The sequence below is a fragment of the Andreesenia angusta genome (genome assembly GCF_001855385.1).
GTDB classification, from domain to species: domain Bacteria; phylum Bacillota; class Clostridia; order Tissierellales; family Gottschalkiaceae; genus Andreesenia; species Andreesenia angusta.
This window is the reverse complement of sequence record NZ_MKIE01000014.1, coordinates 1-20,269: the sequence shown is the minus strand read 5'-3', so window position 1 is coordinate 20,269 and position 20,269 is coordinate 1. Positions and strand designations below refer to the sequence as shown.

At 38.6% G+C, this 20,269-nt stretch carries 22 protein-coding genes and 1 rRNA gene; 20 read left to right on the top strand and 3 right to left on the bottom strand.

The window, feature by feature from the left end:
* Positions 1 to 4 precede the first annotated feature (4 nt).
* The 15 genes from EUAN_RS10990 (at position 5) to EUAN_RS10925 (ending at position 12,113) form a co-directional block, all read left to right on the top strand.
* On the top strand, positions 5 to 439 hold the full coding sequence (locus EUAN_RS10990; RefSeq protein ID WP_071064475.1) for a phage tail tube protein: 435 nt from the start codon (positions 5 to 7) through the stop codon (positions 437 to 439).
* A gap of 21 nt (positions 440 to 460) precedes the next feature.
* The gene (locus tag EUAN_RS10985; RefSeq protein WP_071064473.1) at positions 461 to 886 is read left to right on the top strand and encodes a phage tail assembly chaperone; all 426 of its coding nucleotides are present in this window, start codon (positions 461 to 463) and stop codon (positions 884 to 886) included.
* Between the two features lie 178 nt (positions 887 to 1,064).
* A complete protein-coding gene (locus tag EUAN_RS10980) occupies positions 1,065 to 3,323 on the top strand; it encodes a phage tail tape measure protein (protein WP_169817383.1) in 2,259 nt (752 codons plus the stop codon).
* Between the two features lie 11 nt (positions 3,324 to 3,334).
* Positions 3,335 to 3,955, top strand: a complete 621-nt coding sequence (locus EUAN_RS10975; RefSeq protein ID WP_071064469.1) for a LysM peptidoglycan-binding domain-containing protein — start codon at positions 3,335 to 3,337, stop codon at positions 3,953 to 3,955.
* Positions 3,949 to 5,811, top strand: coding sequence for an XkdQ/YqbQ family protein (locus EUAN_RS10970; protein WP_071064466.1), 1,863 nt, complete (start codon positions 3,949 to 3,951; stop codon positions 5,809 to 5,811). The genes EUAN_RS10975 and EUAN_RS10970 overlap by 7 nt, the downstream gene beginning before the upstream one ends.
* Positions 5,811 to 5,975: a hypothetical protein gene (locus tag EUAN_RS12710; protein WP_169817382.1), complete on the top strand. Its 165-nt coding sequence runs from the start codon at positions 5,811 to 5,813 to the stop codon at positions 5,973 to 5,975. The genes EUAN_RS10970 and EUAN_RS12710 overlap by 1 nt, the downstream gene beginning before the upstream one ends.
* Before the next feature lie 11 nt (positions 5,976 to 5,986).
* Positions 5,987 to 6,373, top strand: coding sequence for a DUF2577 family protein (locus EUAN_RS10965; RefSeq protein ID WP_071064464.1), 387 nt, complete (start codon positions 5,987 to 5,989; stop codon positions 6,371 to 6,373).
* Entirely contained in the window at positions 6,373 to 6,795 is a 423-nt protein-coding gene (locus EUAN_RS10960; protein WP_084655911.1) for a DUF2634 domain-containing protein, read from the top strand. The genes EUAN_RS10965 and EUAN_RS10960 overlap by 1 nt, the downstream gene beginning before the upstream one ends.
* Positions 6,788 to 7,834, top strand: coding sequence for a baseplate J/gp47 family protein (locus tag EUAN_RS10955; protein ID WP_071064460.1), 1,047 nt, complete (start codon positions 6,788 to 6,790; stop codon positions 7,832 to 7,834). The genes EUAN_RS10960 and EUAN_RS10955 overlap by 8 nt, the downstream gene beginning before the upstream one ends.
* 12 nt (positions 7,835 to 7,846) lie before the next feature.
* On the top strand, positions 7,847 to 8,194 hold the full coding sequence (locus EUAN_RS10950) for a phage tail fiber protein (protein ID WP_071064458.1): 348 nt from the start codon (positions 7,847 to 7,849) through the stop codon (positions 8,192 to 8,194).
* 8 nt (positions 8,195 to 8,202) lie between these two features.
* A complete protein-coding gene (locus tag EUAN_RS10945) occupies positions 8,203 to 9,018 on the top strand; it encodes a putative phage tail protein (protein ID WP_084655910.1) in 816 nt (271 codons plus the stop codon).
* Between the two features lie 4 nt (positions 9,019 to 9,022).
* Positions 9,023 to 10,225, top strand: a complete 1,203-nt coding sequence (locus tag EUAN_RS10940) for a hypothetical protein (protein WP_071064456.1) — start codon at positions 9,023 to 9,025, stop codon at positions 10,223 to 10,225.
* Between the two features lie 18 nt (positions 10,226 to 10,243).
* Complete coding sequence (locus EUAN_RS10935; RefSeq protein ID WP_071064454.1) at positions 10,244 to 10,612, top strand: hypothetical protein; 369 nt, start codon at positions 10,244 to 10,246, stop codon at positions 10,610 to 10,612.
* Between the two features lie 263 nt (positions 10,613 to 10,875).
* Positions 10,876 to 11,310 carry a phage holin family protein gene (locus EUAN_RS10930; protein ID WP_211266358.1) on the top strand — a complete coding sequence of 145 codons (435 nt, stop codon included), beginning with the start codon at positions 10,876 to 10,878 and terminating at the stop codon, positions 11,308 to 11,310.
* 2 nt (positions 11,311 to 11,312) lie between these two features.
* Entirely contained in the window at positions 11,313 to 12,113 is an 801-nt protein-coding gene (locus tag EUAN_RS10925) for an N-acetylmuramoyl-L-alanine amidase (RefSeq protein WP_071064452.1), read from the top strand.
* Positions 12,114 to 12,171: 58 nt separating this feature from the next.
* Here the strand turns inward: EUAN_RS10925 and EUAN_RS10920 are convergent, their stop codons facing one another.
* Positions 12,172 to 13,290: an HNH endonuclease gene (locus EUAN_RS10920; protein ID WP_071064450.1), complete on the bottom strand. Its 1,119-nt coding sequence runs from the start codon at positions 13,288 to 13,290 to the stop codon at positions 12,172 to 12,174.
* Between the two features lie 454 nt (positions 13,291 to 13,744).
* Between EUAN_RS10920 and EUAN_RS10915 the strand changes: the two genes are divergently transcribed.
* The 3 genes from EUAN_RS10915 to EUAN_RS10905 all read left to right on the top strand — a co-directional run bounded on the left by EUAN_RS10915 (position 13,745) and on the right by EUAN_RS10905 (position 16,178).
* Positions 13,745 to 14,278 carry a Panacea domain-containing protein gene (locus EUAN_RS10915; RefSeq protein WP_084655909.1) on the top strand — a complete coding sequence of 178 codons (534 nt, stop codon included), beginning with the start codon at positions 13,745 to 13,747 and terminating at the stop codon, positions 14,276 to 14,278.
* Positions 14,262 to 15,314, top strand: coding sequence for a hypothetical protein (locus EUAN_RS10910; RefSeq protein WP_071064448.1), 1,053 nt, complete (start codon positions 14,262 to 14,264; stop codon positions 15,312 to 15,314). Before EUAN_RS10915 ends, EUAN_RS10910 begins: the two co-directional genes overlap by 17 nt.
* Positions 15,315 to 15,737: 423 nt before the next feature.
* The gene (locus EUAN_RS10905; protein WP_071064446.1) at positions 15,738 to 16,178 is read left to right on the top strand and encodes an Hsp20/alpha crystallin family protein; all 441 of its coding nucleotides are present in this window, start codon (positions 15,738 to 15,740) and stop codon (positions 16,176 to 16,178) included.
* 978 nt (positions 16,179 to 17,156) lie between these two features.
* On the opposite strand, the gene EUAN_RS10900 is transcribed toward EUAN_RS10905, so the two are convergent.
* Entirely contained in the window at positions 17,157 to 17,516 is a 360-nt protein-coding gene (locus tag EUAN_RS10900; RefSeq protein WP_071064444.1) for an arsenate reductase family protein, read from the bottom strand.
* Between the two features lie 163 nt (positions 17,517 to 17,679).
* Between EUAN_RS10900 and EUAN_RS10895 the strand changes: the two genes are divergently transcribed.
* Positions 17,680 to 19,089: a bifunctional metallophosphatase/5'-nucleotidase gene (locus EUAN_RS10895; protein WP_071064443.1), complete on the top strand. Its 1,410-nt coding sequence runs from the start codon at positions 17,680 to 17,682 to the stop codon at positions 19,087 to 19,089.
* Between the two features lie 108 nt (positions 19,090 to 19,197).
* Here the strand turns inward: EUAN_RS10895 and EUAN_RS10890 are convergent, their stop codons facing one another.
* Positions 19,198 to 19,749 carry a BMC domain-containing protein gene (locus EUAN_RS10890; protein ID WP_071064441.1) on the bottom strand — a complete coding sequence of 184 codons (552 nt, stop codon included), beginning with the start codon at positions 19,747 to 19,749 and terminating at the stop codon, positions 19,198 to 19,200.
* A 404-nt stretch (positions 19,750 to 20,153) separates the two neighbouring features.
* On the opposite strand from EUAN_RS10890, the gene EUAN_RS10885 reads away from it, so the two are divergent.
* Positions 20,154 to 20,269: ribosomal RNA gene (locus tag EUAN_RS10885) — 16S ribosomal RNA — on the top strand; the annotation flags it as partial.

The following is a 20,269-nucleotide window of genomic DNA, read 5'->3' as shown; positions in this document are numbered from 1 at the left end:
AAACTTGAATACATTTGAAGACCGTAACGTTATTAATGGAACTTGGGGTGAAGCTTGGTCGGGTTCAGACTATTTGGCAGAAGTGATTGGAATGAGTGCCAAAATAGAGATGGACTTTGAAACGGTTAATAGAGTCAGAAAACTTGGAAAAGGCAAAAAACTCATGGGATATGAAGGCAAGGGGGAAATTAAGCTAAACAAAGTTTCCTCCAAGTTTCTCAAGCTTATGAGCGAAAATCTGAAGGCGGGGAAACAGACAACTATATCGTTTACATCAAAACTAGAAGACCCAGATGCACTAGGAGCAGAGAGGGTTCATATAAAAGATGCGACATTGGAGACAATGACTTTAGTAGACTGGGAAGCCAAGAAACTTGGAGAAGAATCGATTCCATTTTCTTTTACAGATTGGGATTTGCTAGACACAATAGACGAATAAAAAATAGGAGAGTGAATATAAATGAGTTTAACAGATAAGTTACTACAGCTTGATTCAAAGAAGGTTATGGAAAAACCAGTAGAAATGGTTGAAATGAAAAGATTTAGCGATATGGCTGGAGAAAAAATAGAGTTTAAATGTGTAGCACTAGATGGTGACACTCACTCTGATATCCAGAAAAGAGGAGTCGACTTAGGCAAAAAAGGAAATATAAGAGATATTCATATGTTTACAGTGAAGGTCCATACTCTGCTAGAAGGTGTCAAGGAACCATCATTCAAGGACCCTAAACTAAGAGAGCAATATGGAGCTGCAACTCCTACCGAGCTTGTATCTAAAATACTGCTTCCAGGAGAGATTGACGAGCTTTATAAAAGGATTAGTATACTAAGTGGATTTGAAGCTGACGACGAAGATGATGAGCCAGAGGATGAAGTAAAAAACTAATATCCACCGACCCTGAAACTCAGATTATGTACTTGTTATTTAGATATAAGGGATGGGAGCCTAGTAAATACTACTGGCTTCCATCTGGTGAAAAGTGCATAGTTAATGCTTTTATGCGACAAGAAATTGAAGATAAAGTAAAAGAGTCTGAGGGTGGTGGAATGTAATGGCACATGTATTGGATGCGATAATACAGCTTAGAGATAACTTTTCAGGAACTTTAGAGCGGGTTACAAAGCAAGCGATAAACTCTCATAAAGAAATGAAGAAACTTGGAAAAGAAGTAAAGTCTATGGGTAAAAGCATGGAGAGTGCTGGATCAGGCTTAACTAAAGCGATAACTCTTCCGATAGTGGGACTTGGAGCTGCTGCTATAAAATCAGCTATAGATTCTGAGACTGCTTTTGCAGGAGTTAGAAAAACAGTGAATGCAACAGAAAGAGAATTCGAACAACTTCAGAAGGGGTTCGACAAACTTTCACTCCGAATACCTATAGATAAAAATGAGCTTTATGCCATTGGAGAAGCAGCCGGACAACTAGGTGTAGCAAAGGAGTATATACTTGACTTCTCTGAAACTATAGCGAATCTTGGTGTAGCTACAAATATGACAACGGATGAAGCAGCTAGTGAACTTGCAAAATTTGCAAATATAACTCAAATGAGCATGAAGGATATAGACAAGCTAGGAAGTGTAATAGTTGACTTAGGAAACAACACTGCTGCTACAGAGTCAGATATAGTTGCTATGGGAATGAGGCTGGCCGGTGCGGGGTCACAAATTGGGCTAACAGAGGCACAAATAATGTCCTTCTCAGCAGCGCTATCATCGGTTGGAATTGAAGCAGAGGCCGGAGGCTCAGCTTTTTCTAAAGTAATGGTAGACATACAACTTGCGGTAGAAACGGGCTCTGAAAGACTTAGTGAATTTTCTAAAGTCGCAGGACTTACAGATACAGAATTTTCACAGCTATTTCAAAGCAATCCAGCTGAAGCCTTATCAACATTCATACAAGGACTAGGAGATGCTGAAAAAAATGGGATGTCTGCTATAGCAATACTTGATCAAATGGGAATATCTGAAGTAAGGTTAAGAGACACCTTGCTTCGTGCAACAGAGGCAAGCGACTTGTTCAAAGATGCTATCTCAAGAGGGACTACAGCATGGGAAGAGAATGTAGCTTTGAGCAAAGAAGCAGCAGAAAAATATGGAACAACAGAGGCAAGAATTCAGCTATTAAGAAATCAATTTAGACTATTGGGTGAGCACATAGGAAGTATATTCCTTCCTTACTTAAATTCTGGGATGGATAAGCTAACTCAGTTTGCTGAAAAATTCAGAGGTCTTGATGAAGGAACTCAAAAAACCATAATAAAGCTAGCTATGATAGCAGCGGCGATAGGCCCTGCTCTTTTTGTTTTTGGGAAAATAACTACAATCGTAGGGGGTGGAATGCTTAAGTTTTCAGCATTTGCAAAGCAAGTGAAAACTACGGGTAGCATAATGAAAGCTATAGCAAATCCTGCCACTCTGATAGTAATAAAAATAGCTGCTATAATTGCCATAGTTGCAGCTGTAATAGCTGTATTCGTGAAATTATACCAAACCAATGAAACCGTAAGAAATAAAATAGACATGGTCTGGAGTGCTATAAAGAGCATAATTTCTAGTGCAGTAGGAGCTGTAAAAGCTCTCTGGGAGACACATGGAAATGATATAACGAGCATAGCCCAGAAAGCTTGGGGATTGTTTGGTGACATTGTTTCAATAGCCCTTAATTTAGTTATGGGGGCTATAACAGTTTTTTCAGGTATCTTTTCAGTGGTGTGGCCAATTATTGCTAGCTCTGTTTCTACCGCAGTAGGAATAATAACCACTGTTTTAAATGGGATAATCACTATAGCACAAGGAATAATAGACTTTATAGTTGGAGTTTTCACTGGAAACTGGGAGCTTGCTTGGCAGGGGGTAGTTGGAATCTTCAAGGGTATTTTTGGAACCATAGCAGGTATAGCCAAGAATATTATCAATGGGCTGATTGGACATATAAATGGATTTATAAAGGCTGCAAACAAAATCCAAATACCTGATGATGTTCCGGGAATAGGTGGAATGGGAGTCAATATACCACTCATACCGCAGCTTGCAAAAGGTACTGACTATTGGAAAGGTGGTATGGTACAGGTTCATGAGAGAGGCGGAGAAATAATAGACCTTGATAGTGGATCAAGGGTATATCCTCACGATAAGTCGGTACAGATGGCAAGAGAAGATGGCAGAAAAGAAGCGACATCCGGAAAACAAATAGTAATAACTATACCTAAGTTAGCAGATGAGATAGTAGTCAGAAAAGAAGATGATATAGATACTATAACTACTAAAGTAGCGAAAAAGATAGTAAAAGAGCTTGAAGAAGCAGACATGAATATGGCATAGGAGGGTGAGATATGGAGTTTTGGCTTAGTTTCAGAAACAACAAGGAGAGATTAAGACTTCCGGTCTTGCCTCCTGACTTTGAAGTGGACACTGGAAAGAACAATACAAAGGTTATGCTACAAGAGCTTGGAGAGATCAACCTTATCGGAAAATCACGTCTGAGAGCTATGAGTATACAGACCTTCTTTCCGGCACAGGAGTATTCTTTCTGCGAGTATAGAGGATTCCCTAAACCCTATGATTGTGTAAAGCAGATAGAGAAATGGGAAGCTACAGAAGAGCCTATAAGGCTAATAATAACCGGAACGAATATAAACATACCATTCGCCATAGAGAACTTCAAATACGGCGAAAGAGACGGCACTGGCGATGTATATTATTCTCTAGACCTTTCAGAGTATGTGTTTATGAACGTAAAGGTAAAAAGCAATGAGAAGGGTTATAGTCAAAGTGGAGCTAGGCCGGTTTTCAAGGAGATACCTGAAAAGTATATAGTCCAAGCCGGTGACACCCTTGGAAATATAGCAAAGAAGCTTACAGGCAACTTTGACAACTATAAACTCATAGCGGCTAGAAACAATATAAAGGATCCCAATGTCGTGACTCCTGGACAGGAGCTGATTATATGGTGATGAAAGTCTATCACAAGAATACGGATATAACAGACATAGTGGAGAATCTAAACTGGAGTGGAGACTATAAGCAGGTGGCTAGGAAAGTCAGCATGAACATAGTAGTCTCTCCTAGTGACCACTATCTCCCTAGAGTGAATATAGCCATGGGGGATATGATACAAGTTTTCATAGATGCAAAAGAAATATTCAGAGGGTATGTATTTTTCAAGGAGAAGTCCATCGACGGCAGTCAAATGAGCGTGACTGTTTACGATGGGCTTATCTATTTACTTAAAAGCAAGGCGACCTACAACGTCAAAGGTGAAACACCAGGCGCTCTTACAAAGCGAATATGCAAGGAATTCGGCATAGAGTTGCGCCATGCTATTGAAGGCTCTCCAATAACCCGTATTTTCGAGGGTGTGGAGCTCTACAACATTATCATGACAGCCTACACTATGGAGTACGAAAAGACAGGCAAGCCATACATGCCCATTATGGAAGAAGGAAAGCTAAGGATAATAGAAAAGGGAACTACCATAGCTAAATACACCCTAGATGCTGGAGTCAATCTTTTAAATGCTACCTACAGCGAAAGCATGGAGGACTCCATAAATAGGGTGCAGATTTACTCTGAAGAGGGAGCCCATATAGGCACAGTGAATCTTCCGGAAAGTGAAGGTGTAGTCGGCATACTCCAAGATGTTTACAAGGCGGAGAAAGGTGCTGACGCTACAGCAAGGGCAAAGGCCATGCTGCAAGGCATAGGAAAGTCAGCCAAGGTTGAAGCTTTAGGAGACCTGAACTGCATAGCTGGAAACGCTGTAGTAATAAGAGAGGCTTACACAGGGCTACAGGGCCTATTCTGGATTGATACAGACGAGCACCGCCTAGAAGGGGGTCAGCATTTTATGAGCCTAGGGCTTGCATATAAAAACCTTATGGACGAACAGAATGCTGGAAGTGATCCGGAAGAGGAAAGGGCTAGTGGTGGTTCGTTTAATGGAACAGCTAGTGCGAATGTAAGTCAAGCGGTGCTTAAATGGAAACCTACCATCGAGAAGTATGCCAAACAGTTTGGTGTGTCTGAATATGTACCGCTTATAATGGCTCTGACAATGCAAGAGTCTGGTGGAAGGTACGCTGACGTTATGCAAGCTTCAGAGTGTGGGTATAACACTAGGTTCTCAAGAGCACCAAACAGCATAACAGATAGCGACTATTCTATCTGGTGTGGAGTACAGGAGTTCAGAGACGCTATAAACAAGGCTGGTGTAAAAAGCCCGTCAGATATGCAGAATATCAAACTTGCACTTCAAGGTTACAACTTTGGACCTGCTTGGGTTCCTTGGGCAAAAGCTCGTGGAGGATATTCCAAGGCAAATGCGAAAGAGTTCTCCCGTATATGGGCGGAAAAGATGGGCTGGTCTAAATACGGAGATGTCAACTATGTGGACCATGTTCTCAGGTACTACACGGTCACAGAGGGCAGTTCATCGTCTAGTGCTACTGGAAAGAGACAGGCCTTTATTAAGGCGGCTGAAAGCTTTGCTGGGTGGAAGTATAGTCAAGAATTCAGGATGACGAATTGGGCGGTTGATTGTTCTAGCCTTGTAGGAAGAGCGATGGTAAAGGCAGGGCTAACACAAAATGCCCAGATGACTACAGGGACTATACCTGGGGATAGTAGATTCCAAAGAATAAATAAGTCTCAGCTTAAGCCGGGAGATATTTTGTGGCAGTCTGGCCACGTTGGAGTTTTCCTTGGAAACAATAGACTTATAGAAGCCGCAACACCAAGTCAAGGAGTTGTATATTCAAAACTTGGAAACAGATTTACATGTGGCTACAGGATAAGGGGGATTGATGGATAATGATGATGAAGATATTAGCATTTTATACCTTCATATTAACGAGTGCTTTAGTCGGTGGTATGATGCTTCACGCTGATGACAAAACAGAGGATGCTGGAATAGCACTAAGACTTATATTGTTTTCTCTTCCAGTGCTTTTATTCGCCTTGAAAGTATTGATATAGGAAGTGGTTTTATGAAAGACAATCCATACAGTAAAATGCTCGACATTATGTCAAGTAGAGGTGGCAAGAACAACCCTCCAAGCATTGAAATAGCTACAGTAATACAAGAGCCCCCTAACTTACTAATCAAAATTCGGGAACTTGAAATCGACAATGATAATCTGCTTATAGCTGACTATCTTTTAGAAAATCATAGTCGGAAAATATCATTTCAAGATGGAAGTCCAACAGGAGCGACCCTTGTTTCAGGAGACCACTCACATGGGTTTGCAAGCATTGGAGTTGAGACTGAACTTTTCACAAAGTGTACTTTGAGAAAGGGAGATATCGTAGCGGTACTCCCTACAACAGACAAGCAACTCTTTATTATCTTGGCTAGACTATCGGAGGTGATGTAGTGAGTATATTCCCATTTACAGACCCGGTGGAACTGGTGGACGAAGTGAAAGAGCTCCCTATGGCTAGAGAGTGGGCATGGGATTTTGAAAAGCTGGACTTCAAAACTAAGAATGGCAAGATGTATAAGGTCGAGGGAAATGAAGCTGTGAAGATTTGGATCTGGAAGCTACTCAACACCCAACGATACAGATACATGATTTTCAGTTGGGACTACGGCCACGAGATGGAGGACCTTATAGGTAAATACACTCGAGGCTTTACAGAGTCGGAGGCAGAAAGGCTTGTAAAAGAGGCTGTAGAGTCCAATCTATCCGACTATGTGCTAGAGATGAAAGACTTTGATATACAGCTAGTAGAAGACACTCTAAGTGTAGCATTTACGGCAATCACTCCATATGGGGAGGTGAGAAATTATGTATAGCGATATGACACAAGAGAAACTGAAAAACAGTATGCTCGACACAGCAAGGAATGTAGACAAGACTGAAAACAGTATGGTCCACGATGCTATAAATCCAGCAGCAATAGAGCTAGCAAACTTCTATTTGAAGCTTGGCTCTGTGGCAGACAAACTCGACATAGAGAACTTAAGCGGTACAGAACTTGAAAGGTTTATCGCAGCCTCCACTCCTTTGACTAGGAAGATAGGAACTCCAGCAAATGGAGTGGCAACTATATCTGGACAGGAAGGCGCAAAGATTAGTATTGGAGCTATAGTCAGTACGGGTGATGTGGACTTTATCATAATGGAAGAAACCACGATACCTGCTTCTGGGTCTGTCAATGTAGCTGTAGAGAGTCAACAGGTAGGAGCTATAGGGAATGTACCAGCTAATGCCATCATAGAGTTTCCGCTACCGATACAGGGACTTGTGGACGTATACAACGCAGAACCTACTACTGGAGGCTATGAGCCTGAAAGTGACGATGAGTTTAGAGAGAGGTACTATGCAAAGCTACAGCGCCCAGGAAAGGCCGGAAACAAGTACCACTACGAAGAGTGGGCTATGGAAGTAGTCGGAGTAGGTGACGTAAAAGTATATCCTATCTGGAATGGCCCTTTGACAGTTAAGGTGGTCGTAGTAGACAGCAACAGACAACCTCCCGACACAGAGCTAGTGCAAAGCGTGACGGACTATATTGAGGAGCAACGACCTTTTGGCGCTACAGTTACAGTGGAAGGTGCAGCACCTAAAACTATAGACGTAGCTGTAACTCTTACCCTCGACACTGGCTATCTGCTTGCAGATGTGACGGAGGATATAAGGCTTGGCATGGAAGAGTATTTCAAGACCCTATCCTTTACTGGAACTGCTGTAAGCTGGGCCAAGATAGGAGGGATAGTTATAGATACACTAGGAGTCCTCGACTATCAAAACCTCACTGTCAATCTAGGTACAGCGAATATACCACTCACAGAAACAGAAGTGCCCGTAATAGGCACTATTACAGCAACATAGGAGGTGGAAAGAATGAATCATATGACGACATACTTGAAAAACAAAGTGCTAACAGATAATCTAAGGACAACCCCAGTATACGTAGCCCTTTTCAATGGGGAATTAGAGGTGGAGCAACTGAGCTACGCAAGACAATTAGCCAGTTTCATTTTACCCAACTCTGGCCAGACATCGAATGACGCAGACATACTCTTCCCAATAGCGGCAGAGAATTGGGGGAGCATAACACATATAGGCATATTCGACGCATCGACAGCGGGGAATATGCTTTTTTATTGTCCAGCGGAATTTGCCAAGACTATAGATATATCCAGCCAGTATAAGATACCTAAAAACTACTTGATAGTGCGACTTAAGTAGGTGATGTTATGGCTATCATAACAGAACAAACTTGGGGAGAAAGCACCCTCAAAGTTTGGGACGACTTGCGAACAAATCTGTGGGAAGACTATAGACTGGCACTGGCCGAATCTGAAACAGAGGCGGTAGCCACTGGTGTCAATATAGAGAGTTCCGGCGCACTAAATGAAATGCTGACGGAGCTTGAAATGCAAGGTGTGACCGTAGAACACTCTCCAGCTATAGCTAAAGCGATATCAGAAATGGTGGTCAATATAGTAGTCTCCAATAGAGATTATTACTCGGCTATGCTGAACTATCTGCCACTATACGAGAGAGACTCTACTTACTTCAAAGAGATACTCAAAGCCTATGACAAAGAGTTCAGAGGGATAGAGCAGTCCTTGGAAGTGGTCGAGAGGAATATGTTCCTTGATACAGCCATAGAGCTTCTATACATCTACGAGCGTGACCTTGGAATAAAGAATGTAGACTCTCTGAAGTATGACCAAAGACGAGAACAGATAAGGGCTAGAAAGAGAGCCACCTTCGAGCAAACCACAGAAGAGACTATAAAGAGTGTGGCTGTAGCCTTTTCAAACGGAGAGGTGGAAGTCAATGAGACGGCTACTCCAGGACTCTATGAAATCAAGTTCGTAGGAACTAAAGGAGTACCGGATAATATAGATGGGCTAAAGGAAGCCTTAGGCATTATAATTCCGGCACACCTAGGGATATCTTATAAGTTTACCTACAATGCTTGGAACTTTGTATCAGGAAAGACTTGGGGTGAAGTTGCGACTCAGACTTGGGAAGACTTAAGAACTTGGGAAGGAGTGATTTAAGAGAATGAAAACTACAACGAATTATGCTTTAAAGAAGCCCGAGGGAACAGACTATATAAACGTAAATGACCTGAATGAAAATGCAGATAAAATAGACACAGAACTGAAAAGCCATGCAGATAATATAGCTTCTGTTAGCTCGCAAATGGCTGAAAAGGCGAATAAATCTGACTTGGACATCAAAGCAAATCAAACAGATCTAAATGAAATAAATAATAAAACAGGATACATTGGTACGAAAAATGTAGATGAAGCAAATATTCAAAATGGAAGCACTCTAGTTTTTTCTAGCACATCGGGTAAATGGCAAATAAAAAACAGGATAGCGCAATCCGCACCCCCGGCACCAACCGTTTCAGATGTGGATTGTGATAGAGCCAAAATTACTGGAGTAGATGGTACTGAAGTTAAGATAGGGAACGGAGCTTGGCACGACAGCCCTGCGATTATCACGGGCTTATCTAGTAGTACTCAATATATAGCATACTCTCGGCTAAAAGAAACATATGATGCGTTAGCGAGTCCACAAAGCGCGGGTAAGTCTTTCGCTACACTTGCGGCCGGGCCTGGTCCGAAGACACTGATTTCAGGAAATCAAAGTGCTGGATATTATGGGATTGTATCATCATCAGAGTTATTTACAGGATCTGAATTAGCTACAGCTGTGGGTCTATCTGTTGGTACTTTGTTTAATGACACAACTCCTTGGCATAAAATGGCTATAGATGGAAAGGTAGTATATATCCCACAAAAACCTATAAGGTATGGTCTTAGCTGGGCGAATATAAATGCTGTAGGATGTGTAAATGGTTCAATGAATATAACCAAAAATGGAACGACTTTCAAAGTGAGGCTTTTGAAAGGGGCTGCATCCAATCCTGTTGATATTCAAAATAATTCTGACGGGTCAAAAACAAAAGGTAGTGAATTTAATAAACTAGTATTACCTCTTTCTATTAAAGCAACAAACAAAGCGTGGAATTGGCCAGCCTATGTAGAAAGCACACTGCCAAGCTGGGGAACAAATCTTTCGGATTCAGATTTAGGCTTTTCCAGTGGCGTTGGATCTAACACTATTTGCCAAGAAGCGTGTACAAGCCCTTCTGGTTCTTATGTTTATAGAGGTGCCGATAATATGCCAGAACTAGCCGGATACATTCAAAGTGGAACTTCGTATGGATGGAGACCAGTATTAGAAATAGTATAGATTGGGGAGGTGAATAAATTGCTATTTTATGACGAGCGAGGGAATGTCAAACTAAGTGAACACAAAGTGATTTACACTCAACGTGGAGAAAGGGTAGAACAGTATATAGGGGCTGAAGGCAAAGAATGGTGGATCCATTTTGCTGAAAAGTGGGGGCATACAGAAATAGTTTCTTTTGAGCCAGTTATTCACGAAAAAGATCAAATAGCAAGACTTAAAGAGGTGAATCGCTTTACGAATATTGATTTAAAAAACGCAGAAACGTATATATTCGGCAAAGTAGAACAGCTTGACGACACAAGACTAAATTCTCTGAAAATGCAAAAAGAAATTTTGGAGTTACAGAATTATATAGTCGAGCAAGAATTTAAAAGTCTTATATTATAAAAAAGCAAACATAGGAGATGATTAATTATGATATATAATCTTTTAAAGCGAATAATAGAATCGGGAGAATTCGAGTCACTTGACATAACTAATAAACTAGATGTATTTTTGCTTTACGAAAGGATAACATTAGATCAATACGAAGAGTTGAATTCGCTTATTGGGGTTATTGCACAGTAGGCAGAACGAATATAGAAAGCATTTAATAGTCTAGGGCTTGCACATAGTGCAGGTCCTTTTATATTGCGAGAGGGTGAGTGAAGTTGGAAAGAGTAAATCTAATAAAGACAGGTCTGCTTTCTACTGCTGGAGTAGTCGGAAGCACTATAGCGCATGCACTAGGAGGCTGGGACGGAGCCATAATTACGCTTACAAGCTTTATGGTAGCAGATGTGGTTACTGGGTACGTACTGGCTTTCTTTTTTGAAAATAGTCCGAAGACAGAAAATGGTGGAGCTTCATCAGCTGAAGGTTTCAAGGGGATCTGTAAAAAAGTAATGATGCTCGTAATGGTGTATATGGCTGTAAGAATAGATATGCTTGTTGGAACTGACTATATAAGGGACGGCGTGGTAATAGCCTTTATAGTAAACGAGATACTATCTATTGCCGAAAACGCTGGGCAAATGGGACTAGACTTCCCCCCAGTACTTGTAAAAGGTATTGAAATTTTAAAGAGCAAAAATGAGGAGGAATAGATATGGAAGTAGTAGTATACAATCCAAAGCTCAACTGTTTCAAGCAAGGGGATATAGTTTCTTGGGCAAGGGCAAATAAACTGGACCTCGTAGTAGAGAACCACCGGAATTCAGCAGGGGAAACGTCATATGGATATGAGTCGCTTGTGGATCACTACCAAGCCATACCTCAATCCATAGTGGAGGTTCACAGGGCTATGGTGGCTCTAGGGTGGAGAGATAGGGGGTTCGTGAAGCGTAATGGGCCAGAACAGAAAGGCCACCAGAATTCAAGGCTTATGAGAATAGCTAAAATTCCTTATGTTCTCCTAGAGCATGGATTCATATCTAACCCTCAAGAGAATCAAAGATATGACTCTAAGCTAATTTCAATAGGCTCTAGCATATATGATGCAGCCAAAAGAAGTGGAGTTAAAAGGTTAGGGGTTATATATGGACATGGACAAGGGGATCCCGGCGCTTGCAAACTTCCTCGAACCGAGGCGGAAGATGTTAGGCGTATATCAGTAGCGAAGAAAAAGGAGGAAATAGACATGACTAAAGAAGAACTTAATAAGATACTAGATGAAAGAGACAGAGCGATCACGACCAAGGTACTTAAAGAGGTAACTTCGATACTGTCTCCAGGAGAGGTCAAGGGAGAGCATTGGGTAAACCCTGACTTCGAGGAGTTAAACAGATACCTGGAAGCTAACGGAGTGCCTGCTATAATGAGCAGAGCTCATAATAATATGTGTACGAGAGCGGAGGTTATAAGGATAAATAATTTAACCAGAAAAGCTATCGAGAGTAGTCAGAAGTAGAGTTGTAGCTGTATTGATTAGACCAGGGAGAGAAGCCCTGGTCTTTTTTGTATGATAACTATTTGCCGAAGATATAAGAATCATGGTAAACTATATACTTTTCGTCAATATTATGTTTTAAGTCTAAGGTCATTTCATTGACCTTGTTTTCCAGTTCAACATGCTTAACTTTATTATCATAAATATTTATGGTTATTGAGCCCCTGTCAAATAATTTATGATGATTTGGACATAGCACTATCATATTTTCAGGTATATCGGGACCATCAAGAGATAGTGGCTGTATATGATGAACTTCAGAATAAGACTTATTATGTCTTAAAGAGAGCCTTTCTCCACATATTTGACAAGTATTATCATAACGTCGCTTTAAGTCATCTGCTAAAACGTTATTGCGTTTAAATAAATAGACTGTTTTTTCCTCTTTAATAGCAGGAGTAGGATTTTTATTTGGATATTCGTAGAATGTATTTGACAAATCAGCCTCTTTGTAACCTGTTGGTTTTATCAGGTTGTGGCCATAAACTGTTAAAAGATTTTTATAATACTTTACAAAGTCTCTTCTACCTAGCTTATCAATAAAGATTTCATTGTAAAAAGCGGTATAGTATTCCATATCAAAGTCTATACTAAGGGAATCCATTTCATTCCTGATTTCTTCAATGTCTTCAATGTTATTAGCTTCACTAGCTTTGAGAAGAATCGTATAATATAAATCAGTCTTTGGGGGTTGAAAACTATCTTTCTTTTCTTCAAATATTTTTTTAGCTTTAGTATAGGAATCTTGTTTTAATATTAAATCTAAATAAGCTGAAGGGGGGATAGTTATATTTTTGTATTCTAGCTCACATATTAACGTTTCTAACTTACTTGAACTATCTGCACTTCTAATGAGCTGAAGATAAATTCTTGAGTAAGCTTTTGAAGAGGGCTTCACGTTAAACTTATGCATAAGAGATAAGATATAATATGAATCTTCTAAAACTTCAGTCATATTCATTAGGCATTCAAAAACTGCTACTCTTTTGAAATTGAACCCTATCTTTTCAAAAAGTGGGATAGTACATTTAACTTCATCAAAATTTTGTGTTTGACTTAGTACATATTTAAACATATCTAAGTTAGGTTTATTATCTAGCTTAACTAAACTATCAATTAAATTTTGCAATCTATTCAATATAGTTACACCTCCTAGTTATAAATAAAGTAATCTCTCTAATATTAAAGGCTAATTATATGGCTTTACCTTCAGGCCTTTAAATATTTTTTCATAATTTAAATGCTTTATCTTGATACTTTCAAAAAAATCTCTGAACTTCCAATCAGTATACTTTATGAAAACACTTAAACAACTCCCTTTACAGAAAATTTGTATAGAATATATATCCGATATCTTTTGAGTTAATCTATTATTATTCAAATGAATAATTAGACTTATCAGTAGAAATCTAATGATATTTGCTTGAGTTAGATTGAAATATATAGTAAATTGTGATAAACTGGTTTAGTTTGCTTAAAGACAAAAGAATGTGGTATATTTATCATAAACGAATGCATTAAGAACTGATTTAGCTGGGCGAATTCATGTGAATTGCTTAGCTTTTTTGATACTAAAATTAGGAGGTATAATCGTGGAATTTTCAGTGACCAATACTTATCCAGCTCTAGATGTTGCAAGATACATTATAAATAGAAGCATTGACTTAGGCAGTCCAGTGAGCAATCTTAAATTACAAAAGATAATGTATTATGTGCAAGCAGCCTCTATAATTAAAAGAGAAACTCGAATATTCAATGAAAATATAGTGGCTTGGCGCTATGGTCCGGTGGTAGAAAGAGTTTATCAAGAATTTAAAAATTATGTAGACTCTGATATAGATAACAAAATTGAAACTTTGAGTTTTCTTAAAGTAGAAGAAGGATCAATTGTACTTGCAAAAGAAAAATATAATCCGTATGAAATAATAAGACTAGAAGATAGACAGCTTATTGACGAAGTTATAAAGGGACATTTAGAAAATTCTGCTCTTGAGTTGGTAAAGAGAACACATGAAGAGAGTCCTTGGAAGGTTACTAACCAAAATGATGTCATAAAAGAATGTTCAATAAGGGACTATTTTTCTGGTGAGAATAAAGAGGATAGAATATATGGAAGATACTCGTAAACCATTGAAGAATAGTGGTATTAAAGATGTCTTAGAAAGCATATTAAATGATTCAAAAATGTACGATGAGAAGAATATACTATTAAAGCTAGAAAAGTTTTATAATTATAAGCAAAAGCACTATTACCATGAAATTGCTGAATTTATTTTCAATAATAGTGAGTATCTTTCTGAAGAAAATAGCGTAGATAGTGTCATAAATAAAATCGGAAAAATAGTTTCAGAAGACACCTATTTTGATAATAAAAGCCTTGAACTTTTTAAAAAAATAGAGAAACTATATGATCACTTAAGGCTTGAAAGAGTAAGATTAAATAAAGTAAAAGAAGAGAATGATATCCTTAAGAGGGCAATTGGAGAATCTTTTAGTTTAGTTACTAGAAATTTAGAAGAAGGGCTCGAACTTGATAAAAAAATAGAAGAAATAAAAAATGACATAGAAAGATTCAATCGTGATTTAAATGAAAATGAAAAAAGACTAGATGACTTTGAAAATATAAAAACTGATTTTAAAAATATAGAAGTAAATATGGGAATATTTAAAGAAAACTTAAATAAAAATGAGTTGAAGCTAAAAGACTCTGAGAATAGACTGAATGAGTTTAATACTCAATCCATAACTGTTCTGAGTATCTTTGCAGGAATCGTAATGGCATTCTTTGGAGGCATGAGTTTTTTGTCTGAGGTTTTTAAGTCTATAGATTCGGTGAGTAAATATCGACTTATTTTTATGACATTTATGGTAGGGTTCGTCATGTTTAATACAATATTTTTACTGTTAGTGCTGATTGCAAAAATAATAGGAAAAGACATTAGAAGCTTGAGTGTATGCAAAGATGAAAACTGTATTTGTGATGAACGTTGTGGTCAAGTCAAAAGATTCATAAGAAAACATCCTATATCATTCTATCCAAATGCTATTATGGTTACTATTATTGTTATGACAAGCTTATTTTGGATAATAGAAAAAATTGACGTTTTAGTTATTCGAGATTTAGGTGGAGCTTTGAATACTATTCAAAACTATATTCTATAAGCTACATATACCTGGTAAACTAGACAGGGTAATTGGAAAGAACATATTATAGGAAGAAACTCGACTAAAAGACTAAATTGGGGACAGAATGGGGACACTTTAGTCAAAACTAAACACAAATAGACACTAATATACAAAAGTGATGGTCAACTAAAGCCAACTATATACTCATACTTAGGGTTTAAAGAAACTAAAGAAATAAGACGTTCGCTGGCTACGAACCAGAAGGTTGGGGGTTCAAGTCCTCCTGGGTGCACCATACATAAACGTTGAAAAACAGCTAGTTACAAGAGATTGTAGCTAGCTGTTTTTATTTTGTGCGAACTTATGATTCAATAAATCGAGATTATGTAATATTATGATTAAAATAAGTTTATTTAGGTATAATTGAAATGTAAATCAACTATAAAGGAGCTGTCATCTATGAAAAACTTAATGCCGTTCAACAAAAAGAGTAAAGAGTTAAGTACTAGATTCGAGGACTTTTATGATTTAATGGAGGACTTTTTTTCAGATTCTAGCATTCCAAAGAGAGTAATCGGGAAAGACTTCAAAATGGATGTTCAGGATTTGGAAAAAGAGTATGTAGTAGAAGCTGAGCTTCCAGGTGCAAAGAAAGAAGAAGTGAATGTAGAGCTTAGGGAAAACAGGCTGAAGATATCGTTTAAAAAGGAAGAGCAATTAGAAGATGAGGGAAAAAACTACATTCACAAGGAAAGAAGAACATCTTCTATGGAAAGAAGCATATATCTGCCGGACTCAAAAGCTGAGGGGGTAAGCGCAAAACTGGAAAACGGAGTGCTAACAATAAAAGTCCAAAAGGAAACAGAGTCAAGCAACAAAGTGAAAATAGAAATAGAATAGTTTATGATAAAGAGAAGTGCATTATTTGCCTTCTCTTTTCTTATTTCTTGCCGATTGTTTGGAGTTGATAAGTTTACTTTCATTTAATAGATGAGTAATGCAAGATTAACAGATAAGCTGTGTTATAGATATAAGGAAAAAATAAAAAAATACAGATGGAGCAACAAAGAGTTGCATAAAACATAGAAAAACATACACGATAGCATGAAAAGGTATAGATGTTTTATGAAAACAGCTCCCTACATTCGTAAAGAGTGTAGAGTGGTAGATGTGGTCTACCCAAAACGCCTTTAATTGCTGGAAGTCCCTAAAGCCAGTTGAACTACAACGTAGAGATGAAAAAAGCTCAAGCGTGAAAATGGCGAAAGCAGAAAAAATCAACTGGATGGTGCAGAGTTAAATCCTAAACACTGAGACAATGGGTAATCAGCAGCGAAGCCCCGAAGAGGGGAACGTTCAACGACTAGAGAGTAATCTCGTACCCTGTAAGCTATTGACAGGGGAAATGGGGAGCACCCTTAGGGGTGGTGATATAGTCTGTGCTTATGTGAAAGCATAAGAGTCCATAAGAGAACTTTACGGAGCGTAGCGGCTCTGTATGAACAATCTAAAGACATGTACAAAGTACTGGATAATTTAGGACAACCGTATTTAAAAACAATATGATGAAAAGAGATAGAACGCTTGTTCTATACACCGTATAAATGCAAGTTTGAATATACTGAAGAGAAGAGACGACAGAGAAATAAAGCTACACACCGACTACAGGACCGAATACAGGAAAGTAAAAGAGATACTTCAAGACAGAATAGATAAACAATAGTCAGCTATTCAATCACAAATACCGGTAGCCTGCATTGCAGAGCCTGTGTTTTATCTGAAAAGAGGGTTGAATAAAGACTAGATCATACTATTTGATAAAGATACAAAAAAGAGGTGAAGCTTAATTGAAAGATTGAGCTTCACCTCTTTTTTTACTTAAAGCTCCAGTATCTTTTTCCAATCGGCTTCCTTGAAGCCTATTAAAACTAGATTGTCAGACACAAATATAGGTCGCTTAATAAGCATGCCGTTAGTTGAAAGTAGATCGATTTTTTCCTCTTTAGACATTTCGGGCAACTTATCTTTTAAGCCCATGTTCTTGTATACAATACCGTTTGAATTGAAGAATTTCTCGACAGGAAGTCCGCTTTTTTCAATCCACGTTGTCAACTCATCTATACTGGGAGTTTCATCCACTATATGCCTTGATTCGTAAGATACTTTATTCCAGTTCAGCCAGTTTTGGGCTTTCTTGCAAGTGCTGCATTTTGGATACTGTAAAAATATATAACTCATATTGAACACCCCTTAAAATTTTGTAAGTTCCTTTGTGACTACTATACATTAAAATAATAGGGTTGGACAGTATTTACTCAAATTTCAAAAATAAATAATACGGTGTTAACAAAAAACTTATATTATATAAGTAAACAAAAAAACACATATGGAGAATGAGGCTATGATAAAGATAATTCATACAAATGACATACATGGGAAAATAGAAAAAGATGAAAAGACAAAAGTAGATATCAGCAAATTTTCGGCCAAGCTAGAAGAGATAAGAAAAGAGCATAGCACACTGTTGCTAGATGCAGGGGACACTATACATGGACAGCCGATAGTATCTATTTCAGAAGGCAAGGCCATGATAGATATAATGAACGAAATGAAATACGACGCCATGGTTCCAGGAAATCATGACTTTAACTATGGAAGAGAGAGGCTTCTAGAGCTTGCTGAACTAGCAGAGTTTCCAATAATATCTGCGAACATATATGATGAGCAAGGAGACCGACTTTTAGCCCCATACACCTTAAAGGAAATCGATGGAGTAAAAGTTGGTATATTTGGGATAACAACTCCTGAGACAGTTCAGAAGGCAAGGCCTGAGGATATAGAGGGATTAAGGTTTGAAGATCCAGTCCTGGAGTCTCAAAAGATGGTGAGCATTTTAAAGGATCAAGAAAGAGTGGATGTGATAATAGCGCTTGTACACCTTGGGATAGACAAGTCGACAATGCCGGAACACAGGAGCGACACTCTTGCAGATTCGGTAGAGGGCATAGACTTGGTGGTGGACGGACATAGCCACACAGAGCTTAAAGCGTCTAGACTGATAGGTGAAATTCCGATAGTTCAAGCTGGAGATTCTATGAGGTGTATTGGAATGGTGAACTTTATTAAAAAAGCTTGCGGAGAAGCGGAGATCTCCTCAGAGTTCATATATAGAGAAGACATAAATGGTATTAAAGAGGACTTAAGCATAAGCCGGATATTGATTAGGGTAGATGAAGAGAACAATAGGAGCACTTCAGAGATAGTGGGAATATCTAAAAGAGACTTAAATGGCGACAGGTTTAGTGTGAGAACTAGAGAGACAAACCTAGGAGTATTGCTTGCAGAGGCAATGAAATATATAACAGGTGCAGATATAGCTATAACAAATGGAGGCGGCATAAGGGGATCAATAAATGCCGGATTTATAACCAGGAAAGAGATAGTGTCGGCTTTCCCATTTGACAACTACGTCATAACAAAAGAGGTAAGCGGAAAAGACATAGTCAAGGCTCTAGAGCACGGACTTTCCTTCTACCCAGAGCCAAGCAGCGCATTTCCACATGTAGGTGGGATAAGTTTTAAGCTTGATCGGCTGAAGGCACAAGGGAAAAGAGTCTACGATGTATTCATAGCAGGGGAGAGACTAGAGGAAAGGAAGCTATATAAGCTTGCCACAAATGACTTCCTAGCCTCGGGTGGAGACTCCTACGACATGTTTAAAACTGCAAAGATGACAGGCAGTTACGCAAGCATAGACGAGGTTCTCTCTACTTATATAAAAAAACAGGCGTATACTGGAGCTAGAAACTGAGGAGAACATAGATAAACACGGTATGCGAACGGTAATATAGTTCTATAGAACCTAGGGCATAAAAATAAGGTCTGCAATTTTAAGTTGCAGACCTCATTTATTGAGATTTTAAGCTAAGAAGTTGTCCATAAACTCCTTAGAAGGTGAAGCTATTACAACAGCTTCCACAAGTTTACTTGGATCTCCGATTCTCTCTTTAGCAACATCTAAGCCACTTTCAACTGATGAAAGGTCGCCAGTGAATATTAGAAGTGCCTTTCCACCCATCCCAAAAGTAATGGATATTTTCAGAAGCTCTACATCGGCAAACTTCTTTATATAGTTAGCACAATAGAACCCACTTGCGATGTCCTTGCTTTCAATTATGCCAAGTGCATTTATGGAGTCTCTAGATATCTTGGCATTCACTTTCTCAGCGACTCCATCCATAAGACTAGGAATCACTTTAGCTGCAACTAGTCCGTTGTCATTAGAGGAGACAACTTCATCTATTGCGGACTGAACATCTGCCACGTCTCCAGAGATAATCACAAAAAACTTTCCTATACATACAATTCTGTTTTCAACTATTTTTATATCAGACTTTTTAGTCATCTTGTCTGTCATTTCCATTCCTTTGGCTATGCTCTTGAATTCAGCTAGCCCGATAGCTATGCCCATGAAAAAACCCCCTATTAATGTGTCTCTTTTATTATATGATGTGCGGAACTCACTTTCAATCTAAAGTTTAAATTAAAACTATTGACATGTATGCGATATAGTGTTAAGATAAGCAAGTTGTCTCTGAGAGATGCGAAAGAGAAACACAGTTGAGTTAAGAAAGCATTAAAGAAACGTTAAAAAAAGATTAAAAAAGCTATTGACACCGTGAACTGGTTGTGATATAGTAGATAAAGTAGTCAGCGAGGAACAAACGCCGACTGCGATGAACTTTGAAAGTTGAACAGTAAAAAGCAAGTTAATTCCTTAAGATCGACCGCAAGGGAGATCAAATTAACGGATGATCAGACATCCAAAAAAACTGAAAAAATTAGTCAGTGCAAACTGGCCTAGAGATAAACTTTTTAAATGAGAGTTTGATCCTGGCTCAGGATGAACGCTGGCGGCGTGCTTAACACATGCAAGTCGAGCGAGAGAACTCGAAGGAAAACTTCGGTCGGAATTCGAATGATCTAGCGGC